Consider the following 16913-nt stretch of genomic DNA (forward strand, 5'->3'; position numbering starts at 1 on the left):
CGAGATTACCGCAGGTGCACCACATCGCCCGCGGAAATCACGACGGTCTCGCCGGACTTCGCGGCGTCGCTGTCCCAGGTTTCCAGGATCAGCCGGCCCTGCTCGTCGATGTCGCGCGCGATCCCGACGATCTGCCGGCCACCGGGAAGTTCGGCGCGCACCCGTGAACCGAGTGTCAGGCTGCGGGCCCGGTAGTCGTTTGCCAGCTGGGGGTCGGCGCCGTCGGCGGCGCGCCAGCCGGTGATCCGCTCCCCGAGTTCGCGCAGGATCCGGCAGACGAGCACGTCGCGGTCGGGGTGCTCGACCCCCTCGCCCCGTAACGAGGTGGCCCCAGGCACGCCGGCCGGGGCCTCGCTCACGTTGAGGCCGACGCCGATCACCGCGTACGGCTTGGTCACCTCGGCCAGGATCCCGGCCAGCTTGCCGTGGCCGGTCAGCACGTCGTTGGGCCACTTGAGGCCCGCCTCGACGGTGGTGGCGGTGGCCACCGCGTCGGCCACCGCCAGGCCGGTGGCCAGTGACAGCCACCCCCAGCCGGAGGTCGGGACGTCATCAACCCGCACGCCGACCGACATGGTGATCTGCTCTCCCGGGGACACCCATTGACGGTCATGGCGCCCGCGCCCGGCCGTCTGGTGCTCGGCGATCAGCACCTGGCCGTCGATGTCGGTGCCGGACGCGGCGCGCGCCAGCAGGTCGGCGTTGGTGGAACCGGTCTGTCCGACGACATCGAGGCGCTGCCAGTAGGACTGCCCGCCGATGACCTGGGTGCGCAGTGCGGCCTCGTCGAACAGCTGATCCCGATCAGTCATCCGGTGAGCCTATCCAGCATGTCCCGCACAGCCAGGTAACTGAACACCATGCTGGTGCCGATCGGGTTGCCGCCACCCGGGTACGCGGTCCCACTGGGTGCGGCCATGGTGTTGCCGGCCGCATACAGGCCCGGAATGGGGCGCCCGGACGTGTCGAGCACCCGCGCCGCGGTGTCGGTGCGCAGCCCGCCCTTGGTGCCCAGGTCCGAGATGCCGAACGCGGCGGCGTGAAACGGCGGCTGGTCGATGGGCACCAGGGGCGACGCGCCGCCGGAGAACGCCCGGTCGAACGCCTCGTCGCCGCGGCCGAAATCCTTGTCGACTCCGGTGCCGGCGAAGTCATTGAAGCGGGCCACGGTGGCAGCCAGTCTCGGCCCGGGGACACCGATCTTGGCGGCCAATTCCTCCAGCGTGTCGGCGGTGTGCCACAGCCCGGCCTCGACATACTTCTCGGTCTCGACGATCGGGACGTTGGCGGCCTTGACCGGCGGCCGCTCGCCTTCCTTGTCGTCGTAGACCATCCAGTACGGCAGGGCCAGCGAGCCGTCTTGCAACTGAGCGATGATCTCGCGGCCGGCCCGGTCATAGGCCCGGGACTCGTTGACGAACCGGTCGCCGTCCTGGTTGACGAAGATGCCGCCGGTGAACCACAGCGCGAAGGCGGAGCGGCCGTCGGGGTGGGTCATGCCGGGCGACCACCACGCTTGGTCCAGCAGGTCGGTGGCCGCACCCGCCCCGATGCCCGCCAGCAGCGCCCTACCCAAACTGCCCGGGCCGCCCATGGTGTCGCGTGCGACTCCCGGCACGCCATGAAGGCGGCGAAGCTCGTCGTTGTTCTCGAAGCCGCCCGCTGCCAGCAGCACTCCGCGACGGGCCCGGATGGCCGTGCGCTTGCCCTCGCTCTCGACGATGGCACCCTGGACGGCGCCGTCGGTGACCACCAGCTCGACCAGCGTTGTGTTGAGGCGCAGAGTGGCGTTGGGGTACTGGCCGATGGCTTTGAGGAACCGTGCGATCAGCGCCCGGCCGCCGATGTAGTAGTCGGGCGGGGTCGGTGCGCCCAGCCGATCGGTGTCCAGCGGCCCGCGGATCGCGTCGCGCAGTTCGGGAGCGGCGGCCACCTTCAGCGGCTTGGCCGCGATGTGGCGCTGGCCGTCCAGGCGGGCCTTCGGCGCCTTGCCGTAGTAGTCGGGCCACGGCAACGGCACGAACTTCAGGTCGGGATCCTGCTCGAGGTATTCGATCAGCGGCGCACCGCCACGGACGAAGGTCTCCTGCAGGTCACGTGGAGTCCGGTCGCCGACCACCGCGTGGTAGTAGGTCAGTGCGTCCTCGATGGTGTCTTCGAGACCGCCCCAGTTACCGGCCCGCAACAGCACCGGATTACACGGAAACCACACCCCACCGCCACCGGAATACGCGGTGGTACCGCCGAACTTGTCGGTCGCCTCGATCATGAGCACGTCGAGGCCTTCGCGGGCGGCGGTATACGCGCCGGTGACACCACCGCCGCCGGACCCGGCAACCAGGACGTCGCGCTCTTCTGACCAGTCCACCGCACCTTGGGCGCCCATGACCGGAGACTACTTAAGGGCTGCTTAAGGACCGGGCAGGGGCCTGCCGATAACATCGACTCCCATGACAAGCGTTGCCGACCACACGGCCGAACCCGCTGCCGAGCACACCATCGACATCCACACCACCGCGGGCAAGTTGGCGGAGCTGCACAAGCGCAGAGAAGAGTCGCTGCACCCGGTGGGTGAGGCGGCCGTCGACAAGGTGCACGCCAAGGGCAAGCTCACCGCTCGCGAGCGCATCACCGCCCTGCTCGACGAGGACTCGTTCGTCGAGCTGGACGCACTGGCCAAGCACCGCAGCACCAACTTCGGGCTGGAGAAGAACCGCCCGGTGGGTGACGGCGTGGTCACCGGCTACGGCACCATCGACGGGCGCGACGTGTGCATCTTCAGCCAGGACGCCACCGTGTTCGGCGGCAGCCTGGGCGAGGTCTACGGCGAGAAGATCGTCAAGGTCCAGGAGCTGGCCATCAAGACCGGCCGGCCGCTGATCGGCATCAACGACGGCGCCGGCGCCCGCATCCAGGAGGGTGTGGTCTCCCTCGGCCTATACAGCAGGATCTTCCGCAACAACATCCTGGCTTCGGGCGTCATCCCGCAGATCTCGCTGATCATGGGCGCCGCGGCCGGCGGGCACGTCTACTCCCCCGCGCTGACTGACTTCGTGATCATGGTCGACCAGACCAGCCAGATGTTCATCACCGGCCCCGACGTCATCAAGACCGTCACCGGCGAAGACGTCACCATGGAGGAACTCGGCGGTGCCCACACCCACATGGCCAAGTCGGGCACGCTGCACTACGTCGCCTCCGGAGAGCAGGACGCCTTCGAGTGGGTCCGTGACCTGCTGAGCTACCTGCCGCCCAACAACGCCACCGACGCCCCCCGCGAGCCGTTCCCGGTGCCCGCCGGGGCGATCGAGGAGAACCTCACCGACGAGGACCTCGAGCTGGACACGCTGATCCCGGACTCGCCCAACCAGCCCTACGACATCCACGAGGTGATCACCCGGATCCTCGACGACGACGAGTTCCTGGAGATCCAGGCGGGGTACGCCCAGAACATCGTCGTCGGGTTCGGGCGCATCGACGGCCGGCCGGTGGGCCTGGTCGCCAATCAGCCCACCCAGTTCGCCGGCTGCCTGGACATCAACGCCTCGGAGAAGGCCGCCCGGTTCGTCCGGACCTGCGACTGCTTCAACATCCCGATCGTCATGCTGGTGGACGTCCCCGGCTTCCTGCCCGGCACCGGCCAGGAGTACAACGGCATCATCCGGCGCGGCGCCAAGCTGCTGTACGCCTACGGCGAGGCCACCGTCCCCAAGATCACGGTCATCACCCGCAAGGCCTACGGCGGCGCCTACTGCGTCATGGGTTCCAAGGACATGGGCTGTGACGTCAACCTGGCCTGGCCGACGGCACAGATCGCCGTGATGGGCGCCTCGGGCGCGGTCGGCTTCGTCTACCGCCAGAAGCTGGCCGAAGCGGCCAAGAACGGCGAGGACGTGGACGCGCTGCGGCTGGAGTTGCAGCAGGAGTACGAGGACACGCTGGTCAACCCGTACATCGCCGCCGAGCGCGGCTATGTCGACGCGGTGATCCCACCGTCGCACACCCGCGGCTACATCGGCACAGCGTTGCGGTTGCTGGAGCGCAAGATCGCACAGTTGCCGCCGAAGAAGCACGGGAACATTCCCCTGTGAGCGAGGTGAGCGACGTGAGTGACGTGAGTGACGTGAGCGACGTGAGTGACGTGACCGAAGGCACCGACGGCACCGGGGTGCCGCACCCGCACGAGCCGCACCTCCAGGTCCTGCGGGGGCACCCCACCGACCAGGAGCTGGCCGCGCTGGTCGCCGTCCTGGGCACCATCGGGCATGCGCCCGAGCCGGCCCCGCCCGAGCCCTCCCGCTGGGGCCTGCCGGTGGATCAGTTGCGCTATCCCGTCTACAGCTGGCAGCGGATCACCCTGCAGGAAATGACGCACATGCGCCAATGACGCGGCTGGTGCTCGGGTCGGCCTCGACGGGCCGGCTCAAAGTGCTACGTCAGGCAGGCGTCGATCCCCTGGTGCGGGTCTCCGGCCTCGACGAGGACGCGATGATCGCGGCGCTGGGACCCGAGGCCGCGCCGGACGAGGTGGTGCGCGCGCTGGCCCGCGCCAAGGCCGAACACGTGGCGGCCACGGTTGACGAGCGCGACGTGACCGCGAATTGTGTTGTGCTGGGCTGTGATTCGATGCTCTACCTGGACGGCCGGTTGTGCGGCAAACCGGCGTCCGTCGAGGACGCCCGCGAGCAGTGGCGGTCGATGGCCGGGCGCTCCGGGCAGTTGCACACCGGGCACTGCCTGATTCAGCTGCGCGACCATGGAGTGGTCCGCGTGGAATCCGAAACATCAATCACCACGGTGCATTTCGGCACACCGACGGACTCCGACCTGGAGGCATACCTGGCCAGCGGTGAGCCCCTGCGCGTCGCCGGAGCGTTCACGGTGGACGGCCTGGGCGGGTGGTTCATCGACGGAGTCGACGGCGACCCGTCGACCGTGATCGGCGTCAGCCTGCCACTGCTGCGCTCGCTGCTGGCGCGCTGCGGATTGTCGGTCGGCGACCTGTGGGCGGGCAACGCCGCCTAGCCTCGAAACCATGGCCACCTGGACCGAGTTCGTCACGCAGGCCCCTCAGATCGCGGCCACCTTCATGCGCCGTCATCGCGCCACGGGCAACCTGTGCATGCTGGCCACCCTGCGCTCCGACGGCTTCCCGCGGATCAGCCCGATGGAGCCGCGGATATTCGAAGACCAGTTGTGGATCTCCGGCATGCCGGACACCACGAAATACCGCGATCTGCAACGTGATCCGCGGTTATGCCTGCACACCGCCACCGTCGACACGCAGGTCGAAGACGGTGACGCCAAGCTGTGGGGGCGGGCCCACACCGTCCCCTACGGCCCGCTGAACCAGCGCTTCGCCGATGCGCTGTTCGACGAGATCGGGCTCGACCTGCGCGGCCAGGAGTTCGATCTCATCGGCGTCGACATCACCGGAGCCTCGGCGGTACACGTCGGCGACGGCCACCTGGACATCACCATCTGGAAGCCGGGCCAGGCCGAGCGGGTGGTGCGCAAGCACTGAGTAGGCTGGCGCACGTGCCGCTTCCTCCGGATCCCAGCCCGACCCTGCAGGCCTACGCCCATCCCGAACGGCTCGTGACCGCCGATTGGCTGTCCGCCCACCTGGGCTCACCCGGCCTGGCGATCGTCGAATCTGATGAAGATGTGCTGCTCTACGACGTGGGCCACATCCCCGGCGCCGTCAAGATCGACTGGCACACCGACCTCAACGACCCACGGGTGCGGGATTACATCAACGGCGAGCAGTTCGCCGCGCTGATGGACAGCAAGGGCATCGCCCGGGATGACACCGTGGTGATCTACGGAGACAAGAGCAACTGGTGGGCTGCCTACGCGCTGTGGGTGTTCACCCTGTTCGGCCACCCCGACGTGCGGTTGCTCAACGGCGGGCGGGACCTCTGGCTGTCCGAGCGGCGCGACACCACCCTGGACGTGCCCCGTCGGACCTCGTCGGGCTACCCCGTCGTGCAACGCAACGACGCCCCGATCCGGGCCTATAAGGACGACGTGCTGCAGGCCATCGGCAGTGAGCCGCTAATCGACGTGCGCTCTCCCGACGAATACACCGGCAAGCGCACCCACATGCCCGACTACCCCGAGGAAGGCGCGCTGCGCGCCGGCCACATCCCCACCGCGCGGTCGATTCCGTGGGGCAAGGCGGCCGACGAGAGCGGGCGCTTCCGTAGCCGTGAGGAGCTCGACGAGCTGTACGACTTCTTGAGCCCCGACGACCGGACCATCGTCTACTGCCGCATCGGCGAGCGGTCCAGCCACACCTGGTTCGTGCTGACCCACCTGTTGGGCAAGCCGGATGTGCGCAACTACGACGGCTCGTGGACCGAGTGGGGCAACACCGTGCGGGTGCCGATCGTCGCCGGCATTGAGCCAGGTGAAGCACCAGGGCGATGAACCGATGAGCATGCCGGCGCCCCTGGCTGACGTGGTGTCCGACTTCGCCGAGGTCCAGGGCCAGGACAAGCTGCAGCTGTTGCTGGAGTTCGCCAACGAGCTCCCAGCACTCCCGGCCGATCTCGCCGAGGCGGCGATGGAGCCGGTTCCCGAGTGTCAGTCGCCGCTGTTCCTCCATGTGGACGCCAGCGACCCGGACCGGGTGCGGTTGTACTTCAGCGCTCCCGCCGAGGCACCCACCACGCGCGGATTCGCCGCCATCCTGGCGGCCGGGCTGGACGAGCAACCGGCCGACGCCATCCTCGGGGTGCCCGAAGATTTCTATACCGAACTCGGTCTGGCCGCTCTGATCAGCCCTCTTCGGCTGCGCGGCATGTCGGCGATGCTGACGCGAATCAAAAGACGGCTGCGCGAAGCAGCCTGAAGGGGGAACCGCGTGACCGCCTCCGCGGCGCGCCGCATAAACTTCCCCCGATAAGACTTGTAAGAAAATCTCTTAAAGAGAAATTTCTTCCACGACAGACGAAGAAGACGTCGATACAGGAGGCGCTAGTGCCCAGTCACGCCAGCTCGAAGATCTCCAAGGTTCTGGTCGCAAACCGCGGTGAGATCGCAGTCCGGGTGATCCGGGCAGCCCGGGATGCCGGACTGGCCAGCGTGGCTGTTTACGCCGAGCCCGACGCGGACGCGCCACACGTCAGGCTCGCCGACGAGGCGTTCGCATTGGGCGGGCAGACCTCGGCCGAGTCCTACCTCGACTTCGGCAAGCTGCTGGACGCGGCCGCCAAATCCGGCGCCAACGCCGTCCACCCCGGCTACGGCTTCCTGTCGGAGAACGCCGACTTCGCCCAGGCGGTGATCGACGCCGGCCTGATCTGGATCGGGCCCAGCCCGCAGTCGATCCGCGACCTCGGTGACAAGGTCACCGCGCGCCACATCGCCGCCCGTGCCCAGGCCCCGCTGGTGCCGGGCACCCCGGACCCGGTCAAGGACGCCGACGAGGTGGTCGCCTTCGCACAGGAATACGGCGTGCCGGTCGCGATCAAGGCGGCCTTCGGCGGCGGCGGGCGCGGTATGAAGGTGGCCCGCACCATCGAGGAGATTCCGCACCTGTACGAGTCGGCGGTGCGCGAAGCGGTCGCCGCCTTCGGTCGCGGCGAGTGCTTCGTCGAGCGCTACCTGGACAAGCCCCGCCACGTCGAGGCACAGGTGATCGCCGACCAGCACGGCAACGTCATCGTCGCCGGCACCCGCGACTGCTCGTTGCAGCGCCGCTTCCAGAAGCTGGTCGAGGAAGCGCCTGCGCCGTTCCTGACCGACGCGCAGCGCAAGGAGATCCACGAGTCGGCCAAGCGGATCTGCAAAGAGGCGCATTACTACGGCGCCGGCACCGTCGAGTACCTGGTGGGCCAGGACGGCCTGATCTCGTTCCTGGAGGTCAACACCCGTCTGCAGGTCGAGCACCCGGTCACCGAGGAGACCGCGGGCATCGACCTGGTCCTGCAGCAGTTCAAGATCGCCAACGGCGAGAAGCTGGACATCACTGAAGACCCGACGCCGCGCGGGCACGCCATCGAGTTCCGCATCAACGGTGAGGACGCCGGCCGCGGCTTCCTGCCCGCCCCCGGCCCGGTCACCAAGTTCCACCCGCCGAGCGGCCCCGGTGTGCGCCTGGACTCCGGCGTCGAGTCCGGCTCGGTGATCGGCGGCCAGTTCGACTCGATGCTGGCCAAGTTGATCGTCTACGGCGCCGACCGGCACGAGGCGCTCGCCCGCGCCCGGCGCGCCCTGGACGAATTCGAGGTCGAGGGCCTGGCCACGGTGATCCCGTTCCACCGCGCCGTTGTCTCCGACCCGGCGTTCATCGGTGACGACGACGGCTTCACCGTGCACACCCGCTGGATCGAGACCGAGTGGGACAACACCATCGAGCCTTTCACCGGCGGCGACCCGATCGATGAAGAAGAGAGCCGGCCGCGGCACAAGGTGGTCGTCGAGGTCGACGGCCGCCGCGTCGAGGTCTCGCTGCCCGGCGATCTGGCGCTGTCCAACGGTGCGCCCGACGCCGTCGGCGTGGTGCGCCGCAAGCCCAAGCCGCGCAAGCGGGGTGCGCACTCCGGCGCGACCGCCTCCGGCGACGCGGTGACCGCACCGATGCAGGGCACCGTTGTCAAGGTTGCCGTCGAGGAGGGCCAGGAGGTCGCTCAGGGCGACCTGGTGGTGGTCCTGGAGGCGATGAAGATGGAGAACCCGGTGACCGCGCACAAGGACGGTGTCATCACCGGTCTGGCCGTGGAGCCCGGCGCCGCCATCACTCAGGGCACGGTGCTCGCCGAGATCAAGTAGGCGCTTGCAGACTGCGTCGAGTGTGCGCACACCGCGTCGAGTGTGCGCACACCGCGGCCGACACGCCGGCGGGGGCGTTACAGCCGCACACTCGACCGTTCCTGTGAATAGGGCTCCCTCGTTTGTCGGGCCTGCAGACCGCGGGTAGGGTCGAAAGCAGGTTGAGTTCACAGCCGCCTGGAAACACCGTCTTGTAGGTGCGACTTCCGACCGCGGCATTTCGCTTACTCGATGTGATCCACAGCAACGAACGATCGTCGACTGATGGAGTTCACAAATGTCTGTGACGCAAACCTGGCTGAAATGCGAGAACGCCGAGTTCAACGCCCAATGGGAACAGGGTTCAGGCATGGTCAGCGCTTGCGGTGAGCTCGATGCCGCCAACGCTGACCTGCTCGCCGAATACGTCGCGCGGTGCGTCAAGCACTGCCGCTGGCTGACGCTGGATCTGACGGGCCTGAAATTTATTGGCACAGCCGGATTTTCGGCTCTACACCGGATCAATGTGGTGTGCTCGGGAGCCGATGTGCGCTGGGCGATAGTGCCCAGCCTGGCCGTCGCGCGGTTGCTGCGCATCTGCGACCCCGACGGCGTGCTGCCCACCGCCGGGCCGAAACAGCCGGCGCAGGCGCGACTACTCCAGTTGATCCCGGAGTCGAGCTAGCGATTTGGCCAGCAGGCGGGATACGTGCATCTGCGAGATGCCGACCCGCTCGGCGATCTGAGTCTGCGTCATCGACTCAAAGAACCTCAGGACCAACACCATTCGTTCCCGCTCCGGCAGCGCCTCCAGCAGCGGGCGCAGTGCTTCGCGGTTCTCGATGCGGTCCAGACCCTGGTCGACGTCTCCCAGCGTGTCGGCGATGGCGCGCGCGTCGTCGTCTTCGTTGCCGCCACCGCTGTCGATGGACAGGGTGTTGTAGGAGCTGCCGGCAACCAGGCCCTCCACCACTTCGGCGCGGTCCATACCCAGCTCGGCGGCGAGCTCGGTGGCGGTGGGCGCTCGGCCCAGTCGCTGCGACAACTCCGCGGTGGCGGTGCCCAGCCGCAGGTGCAGTTCCTTCAGCCGGCGCGGAACCTTGACCGACCAGCTGTTGTCGCGGAAGTGCCGCCGGACCTCACCCATGATGGTGGGCACGGCGAAAGAGACAAAATCAGAACCGGTTTCGACGTCGAAGCGGACCACCGCGTTGACCAGCCCGACGCGGGCCACCTGGATCAGGTCGTCGCGGGGTTCCCCCCGGCCTTCGAACCGGCGAGCGATGTGGTCGGCCAACGGCAGGCAGCGTTCCACGATCTTGTCCTGGTGACGCTGAAACTCCGCCGAGCCGGCCGGGAAGCCGGCCAGCTCACGGAACATGTCCGGGACATCGGCGTATTCATTGGGACGCGAATTTGAACCGCCGGCAGTTTGCTGTGTCAACTGGCAGTCACTTACTGGGGGCCGCCCGTCGCGCGGTCAACGAGATGCCGAAGACACTGCCCGCGGCATCGGGCTCGCGACCGTCATGGAAAGTCTGGACATCGTCGGCCAGCGAGGTCAGGACGTGCCAGCTGAAGCTGCCCGGCGCCACGACGTCATGCGTGTCGCAGGCCGCGGAGGCCTCGACCACGAGTTCGTCGTCGCGGGGGTCGACCACCAGCGTCAGGACCGCGCCGGGCGTCGCCGAGCGGATCAGACGCGTGCAGGCCTCGTCTACCGCCAGCCGCAGATCCGCTACCGCGTCGAAATCCAGGTCCTCGAAGGTGCCGATGGCACCCACCAAGGTGCGCAGCATCGCCAGGTTCTCCAGCCGTGCGGCAACGTTCAATTCGACGGCGCGGTATCCGCGTTGGCGCCCGTCAGCGCGCTGTTCCGCATCGGTCATCTGGCCTCCCGGCAATATTCGGCCGACACTACTCCCGGCAGGGGTCCCGGCAGGGTCGCCGGATTGCGGCCCGCCGTGGACCAAGGGGTCGAGCCGGTTGGTCATGATCGCCACCGGGTATCTAACCAGTTGCGGGCGAAGTCGACATAACCGGCACAATCCCCGGTGCGAAAAGGGTCTGGATCGGTGTCGACGTAATTCGGTTCCCCATGATGGGGTAACCACGCTGACGCGGAACTGCCGTTACTCATCATGGTGCAGAGTTGATACCCCAATGTCGGTACGGATAAAACTCCGCCGACCAGGTTTCCGTGTGTGACCTTCCTGACGCAGCCCGCCGCCACCACAATGCTCGGCCGCACAGCGGATCGATGCGCCAGCCGGAGGGCACAGAGCTGACTATTCGCGGCTAATGCCGCGGATATCAGAATGCGAGGGCGAGGGCCGGCCCCGCGATGTGCGGCACGCTCATGGCCAGGGTCACCAACATCAACGTCAGCAGGAACCATCCGGCGCCGTGCCACCCCCACCAGGTGCCCTCGTCGCGCCACACCCGGTAGGTCCGCACGAACGCCCACAAGCCGGCGACCAGCAGGATCAGCGGACCGCCCAACGCCAGCATCGTGCGCTCCGGCGGACCGCAGGCGACGGTGTCGGTGCTGGCGCCGCCGCAGGTGCTGACCCACAACGCCGCGATGACGACGAAGCCGACCGCGGCGGCGGTGGCCAAGGCGGCGAAGCGGATGGCGGCATGGACTTCCCTGTCGTCCTGACCCGCGCGGTCACCATTGCGCAATCTCTCGTCTGCTGTTCGCATCGGAGCACCTCTTGTATCTCGCCGATCGCCTGCGGTGATTGCCGGATTTTGTTAGCCGCAGAGCGTTTTTTATGCCATACCCAGCGACAACGCCGTGCAAACCGGCTGCGGTCCGTGTCACAACCTGCCGGCACTTCCGCCGGCCGGTGGGATACGCGGGTAGCGGCGCGCATATCCGCCGTGAGTAATATCTGTCCTTATGGCGACAGCCAGGAGGCGGTTATCCCCTGAGGATCGACGCGCTGAACTGCTCGCTCTGGGGGCGGAAGTCTTCGGTAAGCGACCCTACGACGAGGTGCGGATCGACGAGATTGCCGAGCGCGCCGGGGTTTCGCGTGCGCTGATGTACCACTACTTCCCTGACAAGCGGGCGTTCTTCGCCGCCGTCGTCAAGGATGAAGCGGACCGGCTCTACGCGGCGACCAACACCCAGCCTTCCCCGGGCATGACAATGTTCGAGGAGATCCGGATGGGCGTGCTGGCCTACATGGCCTACCACGAACAAAACCCGGAGGCCGCCTGGGCGGCGTATGTGGGCCTGGGTCGTTCCGACCCGGTTCTGCTCGGCATCGACGACGAAGCCAAGAACCGCCAGATGGAACACATCATGACCCGCATCGCGGAAGTCGTCGGCGGGATACCGGGACAGGCCGCCCTGGAAGCCGAGGTGGAACGCGATCTGCGGGTCATCCTCAACGGCTGGCTGGCATTCACCTTCGAGACCTGCCGGCAGCGGATCATGGATCAGACACTGGAAGCCGACCGGCTCGCCGATGCCTGCGCCCACACACTGCTGGACGCGATCGCCCGCGTCAACAACATTCCTCCGCAGCTGGCTGAGGCCATGGCGACCGCACGGTTCAAGCCGCCGGTTTAGTCGCGTGTCGGTGCCCCTTGGCACCATGGCAGGGTGAGCACTTCCACGCCGGCCCCGCAGTCTGCACTGGACCGGTTCAGCGCGATCACTCGCGACTGGTTCGCCAGCACGTTCGCCGCGCCCACCACCGCGCAGTCGCAGGCGTGGGCTGCTATCGCCGACGGCGATAACACCCTGGTCATCGCGCCGACCGGCTCGGGCAAGACGCTGGCCGCCTTCCTGTGGGCGCTGGACAGCCTGGCCGCCGCGCCGGATCGGCCGCGCGGCACCCGGGTGCTGTACGTTTCGCCACTCAAGGCGCTCGCGGTCGACGTCGAGCGCAACCTGCGCACTCCGCTAGCCGGGCTGACCCGGCTCGCGCAGGCCCGCGGCCTGCCCGCGCCCGAGATCAGCGTGGGTGTCCGGTCCGGAGATACGCCGCCCGCCCAGCGCCGCCAACTCGTCAACTCACCGCCCGACGTTCTGATCACTACCCCCGAGTCGTTGTTCCTGATGCTGACGTCGGCGGCGCGCGAAACCCTGGCCGGCGTCCAGACGGTGATCGTCGACGAGATCCACGCCATCGCAGCCACCAAGCGCGGCGCGCATCTGGCGCTGTCGCTGGAGCGGCTGGACGAACTGCGGGAGGGCCGCGGCGCCCAGCGCATCGGCCTGTCGGCGACCGTGCGTCCGCCGGAGGAACTGGCCCGGTTCCTGTCCGGGCAGTCGCCGACCACGATCGTGGCGCCGCCGTCGGCCAAGACGGTCGAGCTGTCGGTTCAGGTACCGGTGCCCGACATGGCGAACCTGGCCAACAACTCGATCTGGCCCGATGTCGAGGCCCGCCTGGTCGACCTGATCGAATCGCACAACTCGACCATCGTGTTCGCCAACTCGCGGCGGCTGGCCGAGCGACTTACCGCACGGCTCAACGAGATTCACGCCGAGCGCACCGGTGTCGAGTTACCGGCGGGCAGCAATGCACAGGTCGCCGGCGGCGCGCCGGCCTACGTGATGGGTAGCGGCCAGAGCTTCGGCGCACCGACGCTGCTGGCCCGCGCGCACCACGGGTCGGTCAGCAAAGAACAACGCGCCATCGTCGAAGAAGACCTCAAGAGCGGACAGCTCAAAGCCGTGGTGGCCACGTCCAGCTTGGAACTGGGCATCGACATGGGCGCAGTCGATCTGGTGATTCAGGTGGAGGCGCCGCCGTCGGTGGCCAGCGGCCTGCAACGGATCGGCCGGGCCGGCCACCAGGTCGGCGAGGTCTCGCGCGGGGTGTTGTTCCCCAAGCACCGCACCGACCTGATCGGCTGCGCGGTCAGCGTGCAACGGATGCTCACCGGCCAGATCGAGATCATGCGGGTGCCGGCCAACCCGCTGGACATCCTGGCCCAGCACACGGTGGCCGCGGCGGCGTTGGAGCCTCTCGACGCCGATTGCTGGTTCGACACCGTGCGGCGCAGCGCGCCGTTCGCGACGCTGCCGCGCAGCGTGTTCGAGGCGACCCTGGACCTACTGTCCGGCAAGTATCCGTCGACCGACTTCGCCGAACTCCGGCCGCGGCTGGTGTACGACCGCGACCACGGCACGCTGACCGCCCGGCCCGGCGCGCAGCGGCTAGCCGTCACCTCCGGCGGCGCCATCCCCGACCGCGGGCTGTTCACCGTCTACCTGGCCACCGATTCTGAAAAGCCCTCGCGGGTAGGCGAACTCGATGAGGAGATGGTCTACGAGTCGCGCCCCGGCGACGTCATCGCACTCGGTGCCACCAGCTGGCGCATTGTCGAGATCACTCACGATCGGGTGCTGGTGGTGCCCGCGCCGGGGCAGCCCGCCCGGCTTCCGTTCTGGCGCGGCGACAACGTCGGCCGCCCCGCCGAACTCGGTGCCGCCCTGGGCGCGCTCACCGGCGAACTGGCCGCCCTCACCCGCGATGAGTTCGATAAGCGTTGTGCCGGTTGGGGTTTCGATGAGTACGCCCGGGACAACCTGTGGGGGCTGCTGGACGAGCAGCGCGCCGCGACCCGCGTGGTGCCCACCGACATGACGCTGCTGGTCGAGCGGTTCCGGGACGAGCTGGGCGACTGGCGGGTGGTCCTGCACTCGCCCTACGGGTTGCAGGTGCACGGCCCGCTCGCGCTGGCCGTGGGCCGGCGGCTACGCGAACGCTACGGTCTCGACGAGAAGCCGACCGCCTCCGACGACGGCATCGTGGTGCGGCTGCCGGACACCGAGGAAGCGCCGCCGGGCGCCGAACTGTTCGTGTTCGATCCCGATGAGATCGATCCGATCGTCACCGCGGAGGTCGGGGAATCGGCCCTGTTCGCTTCCCGGTTCCGGGAGTCGGCCGCCCGGGCCCTGCTGCTGCCGCGCCGCAACCCCGGACGCCGGTCGCCGTTGTGGCAGCAGCGTCAGCGCGCCGCCCAGTTGCTCGAGGTCGCGCGCAAGTATCCCGATTTCCCGATCGTGCTGGAGACCGTCCGCGAGTGCCTGCAGGACGTCTACGACGTGCCGACCCTGAGCAATCTGATGACGCAGATCGGTCAGCGCAAGGTGCGGGTGATCGAGGTCGAGACCGCGCGCCCGTCACCGTTTGCCGCCTCGCTGCTGTTCGGGTACGTCGGGGCGTTCATGTACGAGGGCGACGTCCCGCTGGCCGAGCGGCGAGCGGCGGCCCTGTCGCTGGACAGCTCGCTGCTCGCCGAACTGCTCGGCCGCGTCGAGCTGCGCGAGCTACTCGATCCCGAGGTCATCGCCGGCACCGGCCGGCAATTGCAGCACCTGTCGTCCGACCGGCTGGCGCGCGACGCCGAGGGCGTCGCCGACCTGCTGCGCCTGCTCGGCCCGATGACCGAGGACGAGATCGTCGCCCGGGCGACGGCCGAAGACGTCGGGGGGTGGCTGGAAGGTCTGCGCGCCGCCCGGCGGGCGCTAACGGTGTCTTTCGCCGGGCGCAGCTGGTGGGTCGCCGTCGAGGACATCGGCCGGCTCCGCGACGGGGTCGGGGCTGCAGTCCCGGTAGGCCTGCCCGCGGCGTACACCGAATCGGTGGCAGACCCGCTGGGCGAGCTGCTGAGCCGCTACGCGCGAACCCACACGCCGTTCAGCACCGCCGAAGCCGCCGCCCGGTTCGGGTTGGGGCTGCGGGTGACGGCCGACGTGCTGGGCCGCCTGGCCGCGGACGGCCGGCTCATGCGCGGCGAGTTCGTCGCCGCGACGTCCACCGGCGCCGGCTCCGAGCAGTGGTGTGACTCCGACGTGCTGCGGATTCTGCGGCGCCGTTCGCTGGCCGCGCTGCGGGCCCAAGTCGAGCCGGTCAGCACCGCCGCCTACGGGCGGTTCCTGCCGGCCTGGCACCAGGTGGGCACCTCCGACACGGGGGTGGACCGTCTGGCATCCGTGATCGATCAGCTGGCCGGTGTGCGGATTCCGGCCTCGGCGCTGGAGCCGCTGGTGCTGGGGCCGCGAGTTCGTGACTACTCACCCGCCATGCTCGACGAGCTGCTCGCCGCCGGCGAGGTCACCTGGTCGGGCGCGGGGTCGATCTCGGGCAGCGACGGCTGGATCGCGCTGCATGCGGCCGACTCCGTGCCCCTGACGCTGTCCCCGCCCGCCGAGATCGAGTTCACCGACGTGCACCGGGGCATCATGGACGCCCTGTCCGGCGGCGGCGCGTACTTCTTCCGCCAGCTCGCCGGCGCCGGCGGGTCGGAGTCCGAGCTGAAAGCAGCGCTCTGGGAACTCGTCTGGGCCGGCTGGGTCACCGGCGACACCTTCGCTCCGGTGCGCGCCCTGCTGGGCGGCAGCACCGGCCCGCGCAGGCGCTCGGCGCCCGCGCACCGCACCCAGCGCGCACCGCGGCTGAGCCGCTACAGCGTCGCGCACGCGCAGGTCCGCTCGGCCGACCCCACGGTGGCGGGGCGGTGGTCGGCGCTGCCCCCGCCGGAGCCGGACTCCACGCTGCGGGCCCATTTCCAGGCCGAGCTGCTGTTGAACCGCCACGGGGTGCTGACCAAAGGCGCGGTGGCCGCCGAAGGTGTGCCCGGCGGCTTCGCCACGCTCTACAAAGTGCTGAGCGCGTTCGAAGACGCCGGACGCTGCCAGCGCGGGTACTTCGTGGAGTCGCTGGGCGGCGCGCAGTTCGCGGTCGCTTCGACCGTGGACCGGCTACGCAGCTACCTCGACGGGGTGGACCCGCAACGCCCGGATTACCGCGCGGTGGTGCTGGCCGCGACCGACCCGGCCAACCCCTACGGCGCGGCGCTGCCGTGGCCCGCCTCCAACGCCGAAGGTTCGGCGCGGCCGGGCCGCAAGGCCGGGGCGCTGGTGGTGTTGGTGGACGGCGAGCTGTGCTGGTTCTCCGAACGCGGCGGACGGTCGCTGCTGACGTTCACTGACGACCCGGACGCCAGCCACGCGGCGGCCGTCGCGCTGGCCGAACTCGTCTCATCCCGGCGGGTGCCGGCGCTGCTGGTCGAGCGGGCCAACGGCGTGTCGGTGCTGACTCCCGACGGCCCCGCCACGGCGGCGCTGGATGCGTTGGTTGAGGCCGGGTTCTCCCGCACGCCACGCGGACTGCGGCTGCGGTAGC

At 68.9% G+C, this 16913-nt stretch carries 14 protein-coding genes and 1 pseudogene; 10 read left to right on the top strand and 5 right to left on the bottom strand.

The window, feature by feature from the left end; all coding sequences use genetic code 11:
* Nucleotides 1–5 precede the first annotated feature (5 nt).
* A complete protein-coding gene (locus QXH22_RS07145) occupies nucleotides 6–812 on the bottom strand; it encodes a biotin--[acetyl-CoA-carboxylase] ligase (protein WP_306242009.1) in 807 nt (268 codons plus the stop codon).
* The gene (locus QXH22_RS07150) at nucleotides 809–2386 is read right to left on the bottom strand and encodes an FAD-binding protein (protein ID WP_306275224.1); all 1578 of its coding nucleotides are present in this window, start codon (nucleotides 2384–2386) and stop codon (nucleotides 809–811) included. The genes QXH22_RS07145 and QXH22_RS07150 overlap by 4 nt, the downstream gene beginning before the upstream one ends.
* A 64-nt stretch (nucleotides 2387–2450) precedes the next feature.
* On the opposite strand from QXH22_RS07150, the gene QXH22_RS07155 reads away from it, so the two are divergent.
* The 8 genes and pseudogenes from QXH22_RS07155 (at nucleotide 2451) to QXH22_RS07190 (ending at nucleotide 9442) form a co-directional block, all read left to right on the top strand.
* A complete protein-coding gene (locus QXH22_RS07155; RefSeq protein WP_306242011.1) occupies nucleotides 2451–4091 on the top strand; it encodes an acyl-CoA carboxylase subunit beta in 1641 nt (546 codons plus the stop codon).
* Nucleotides 4067–4387, top strand: a pseudogene (locus tag QXH22_RS07160) (acyl-CoA carboxylase subunit epsilon); the annotation flags it as partial. The gene QXH22_RS07155 and the pseudogene QXH22_RS07160, both read left to right, overlap by 25 nt.
* On the top strand, nucleotides 4384–5025 hold the full coding sequence (locus QXH22_RS07165) for a nucleoside triphosphate pyrophosphatase (protein WP_306242012.1): 642 nt from the start codon (nucleotides 4384–4386) through the stop codon (nucleotides 5023–5025). The pseudogene QXH22_RS07160 and the gene QXH22_RS07165, both read left to right, overlap by 4 nt.
* A 10-nt stretch (nucleotides 5026–5035) precedes the next feature.
* Nucleotides 5036–5524, top strand: a complete 489-nt coding sequence (locus QXH22_RS07170; RefSeq protein WP_306275225.1) for a pyridoxamine 5'-phosphate oxidase family protein — start codon at nucleotides 5036–5038, stop codon at nucleotides 5522–5524.
* Nucleotides 5525–5538: 14 nt separating this feature from the next.
* Nucleotides 5539–6432, top strand: a complete 894-nt coding sequence (locus QXH22_RS07175; RefSeq protein ID WP_306275226.1) for a sulfurtransferase — start codon at nucleotides 5539–5541, stop codon at nucleotides 6430–6432.
* A 4-nt stretch (nucleotides 6433–6436) separates the two neighbouring features.
* Nucleotides 6437–6856 carry a SufE family protein gene (locus tag QXH22_RS07180; protein ID WP_306242015.1) on the top strand — a complete coding sequence of 140 codons (420 nt, stop codon included), beginning with the start codon at nucleotides 6437–6439 and terminating at the stop codon, nucleotides 6854–6856.
* 128 nt (nucleotides 6857–6984) lie between these two features.
* On the top strand, nucleotides 6985–8778 hold the full coding sequence (locus QXH22_RS07185; protein ID WP_306275227.1) for an acetyl/propionyl/methylcrotonyl-CoA carboxylase subunit alpha: 1794 nt from the start codon (nucleotides 6985–6987) through the stop codon (nucleotides 8776–8778).
* 277 nt (nucleotides 8779–9055) lie between these two features.
* A complete protein-coding gene (locus tag QXH22_RS07190; RefSeq protein ID WP_306242017.1) occupies nucleotides 9056–9442 on the top strand; it encodes an STAS domain-containing protein in 387 nt (128 codons plus the stop codon).
* On the opposite strand, the gene QXH22_RS07195 is transcribed toward QXH22_RS07190, so the two are convergent.
* The 3 genes from QXH22_RS07195 to QXH22_RS07205 all read right to left on the bottom strand — a co-directional run bounded on the left by QXH22_RS07195 (nucleotide 9413) and on the right by QXH22_RS07205 (nucleotide 11463).
* Nucleotides 9413–10201, bottom strand: coding sequence for an RNA polymerase sigma factor SigF (locus QXH22_RS07195; protein ID WP_306242018.1), 789 nt, complete (start codon nucleotides 10199–10201; stop codon nucleotides 9413–9415). The two genes, QXH22_RS07190 and QXH22_RS07195, sit on opposite strands and share 30 nt — an antisense overlap.
* A gap of 7 nt (nucleotides 10202–10208) precedes the next feature.
* Nucleotides 10209–10646, bottom strand: coding sequence for an ATP-binding protein (locus tag QXH22_RS07200; protein WP_306242019.1), 438 nt, complete (start codon nucleotides 10644–10646; stop codon nucleotides 10209–10211).
* A gap of 424 nt (nucleotides 10647–11070) precedes the next feature.
* On the bottom strand, nucleotides 11071–11463 hold the full coding sequence (locus QXH22_RS07205; protein ID WP_306242020.1) for a hypothetical protein: 393 nt from the start codon (nucleotides 11461–11463) through the stop codon (nucleotides 11071–11073).
* 199 nt (nucleotides 11464–11662) lie between these two features.
* On the opposite strand from QXH22_RS07205, the gene QXH22_RS07210 reads away from it, so the two are divergent.
* The gene (locus QXH22_RS07210; protein WP_306275228.1) at nucleotides 11663–12340 is read left to right on the top strand and encodes a TetR/AcrR family transcriptional regulator; all 678 of its coding nucleotides are present in this window, start codon (nucleotides 11663–11665) and stop codon (nucleotides 12338–12340) included.
* A 33-nt stretch (nucleotides 12341–12373) separates the two neighbouring features.
* Nucleotides 12374–16912 (top strand): ATP-dependent helicase, encoded by a 4539-nt coding sequence (locus QXH22_RS07215; protein WP_306275229.1) that lies wholly within the window; start codon nucleotides 12374–12376, stop codon nucleotides 16910–16912.
* The last annotated feature ends 1 nt before the right edge of the window (nucleotide 16913 follow it).

This window comes from Mycobacterium sp. TY814 (assembly GCF_030755175.1).
Lineage (GTDB): Bacteria > Actinomycetota > Actinomycetes > Mycobacteriales > Mycobacteriaceae > Mycobacterium.

Bases quoted from the DNA above. Each gene is read 5' to 3' on its own strand.
- QXH22_RS07145 (WP_306242009.1), bottom strand. From the start codon at position 812: ATGACTGATCGGGATCAGCTGTTCGACGAGGCCGCACTGCGCACCCAG.
- QXH22_RS07150 (WP_306275224.1), bottom strand. From the start codon at position 2,386: ATGGGCGCCCAAGGTGCGGTGGACTGGTCAGAAGAGCGCGACGTCCTG.
- QXH22_RS07155 (WP_306242011.1), top strand. From the start codon at position 2,451: ATGACAAGCGTTGCCGACCACACGGCCGAACCCGCTGCCGAGCACACC.
- QXH22_RS07165 (WP_306242012.1), top strand. From the start codon at position 4,384: ATGACGCGGCTGGTGCTCGGGTCGGCCTCGACGGGCCGGCTCAAAGTG.
- QXH22_RS07170 (WP_306275225.1), top strand. From the start codon at position 5,036: ATGGCCACCTGGACCGAGTTCGTCACGCAGGCCCCTCAGATCGCGGCC.
- QXH22_RS07180 (WP_306242015.1), top strand. From the start codon at position 6,437: ATGAGCATGCCGGCGCCCCTGGCTGACGTGGTGTCCGACTTCGCCGAG.
- QXH22_RS07190 (WP_306242017.1), top strand. From the start codon at position 9,056: ATGTCTGTGACGCAAACCTGGCTGAAATGCGAGAACGCCGAGTTCAAC.
- QXH22_RS07200 (WP_306242019.1), bottom strand. From the start codon at position 10,646: ATGACCGATGCGGAACAGCGCGCTGACGGGCGCCAACGCGGATACCGC.
- QXH22_RS07205 (WP_306242020.1), bottom strand. From the start codon at position 11,463: ATGCGAACAGCAGACGAGAGATTGCGCAATGGTGACCGCGCGGGTCAG.
- QXH22_RS07210 (WP_306275228.1), top strand. From the start codon at position 11,663: ATGGCGACAGCCAGGAGGCGGTTATCCCCTGAGGATCGACGCGCTGAA.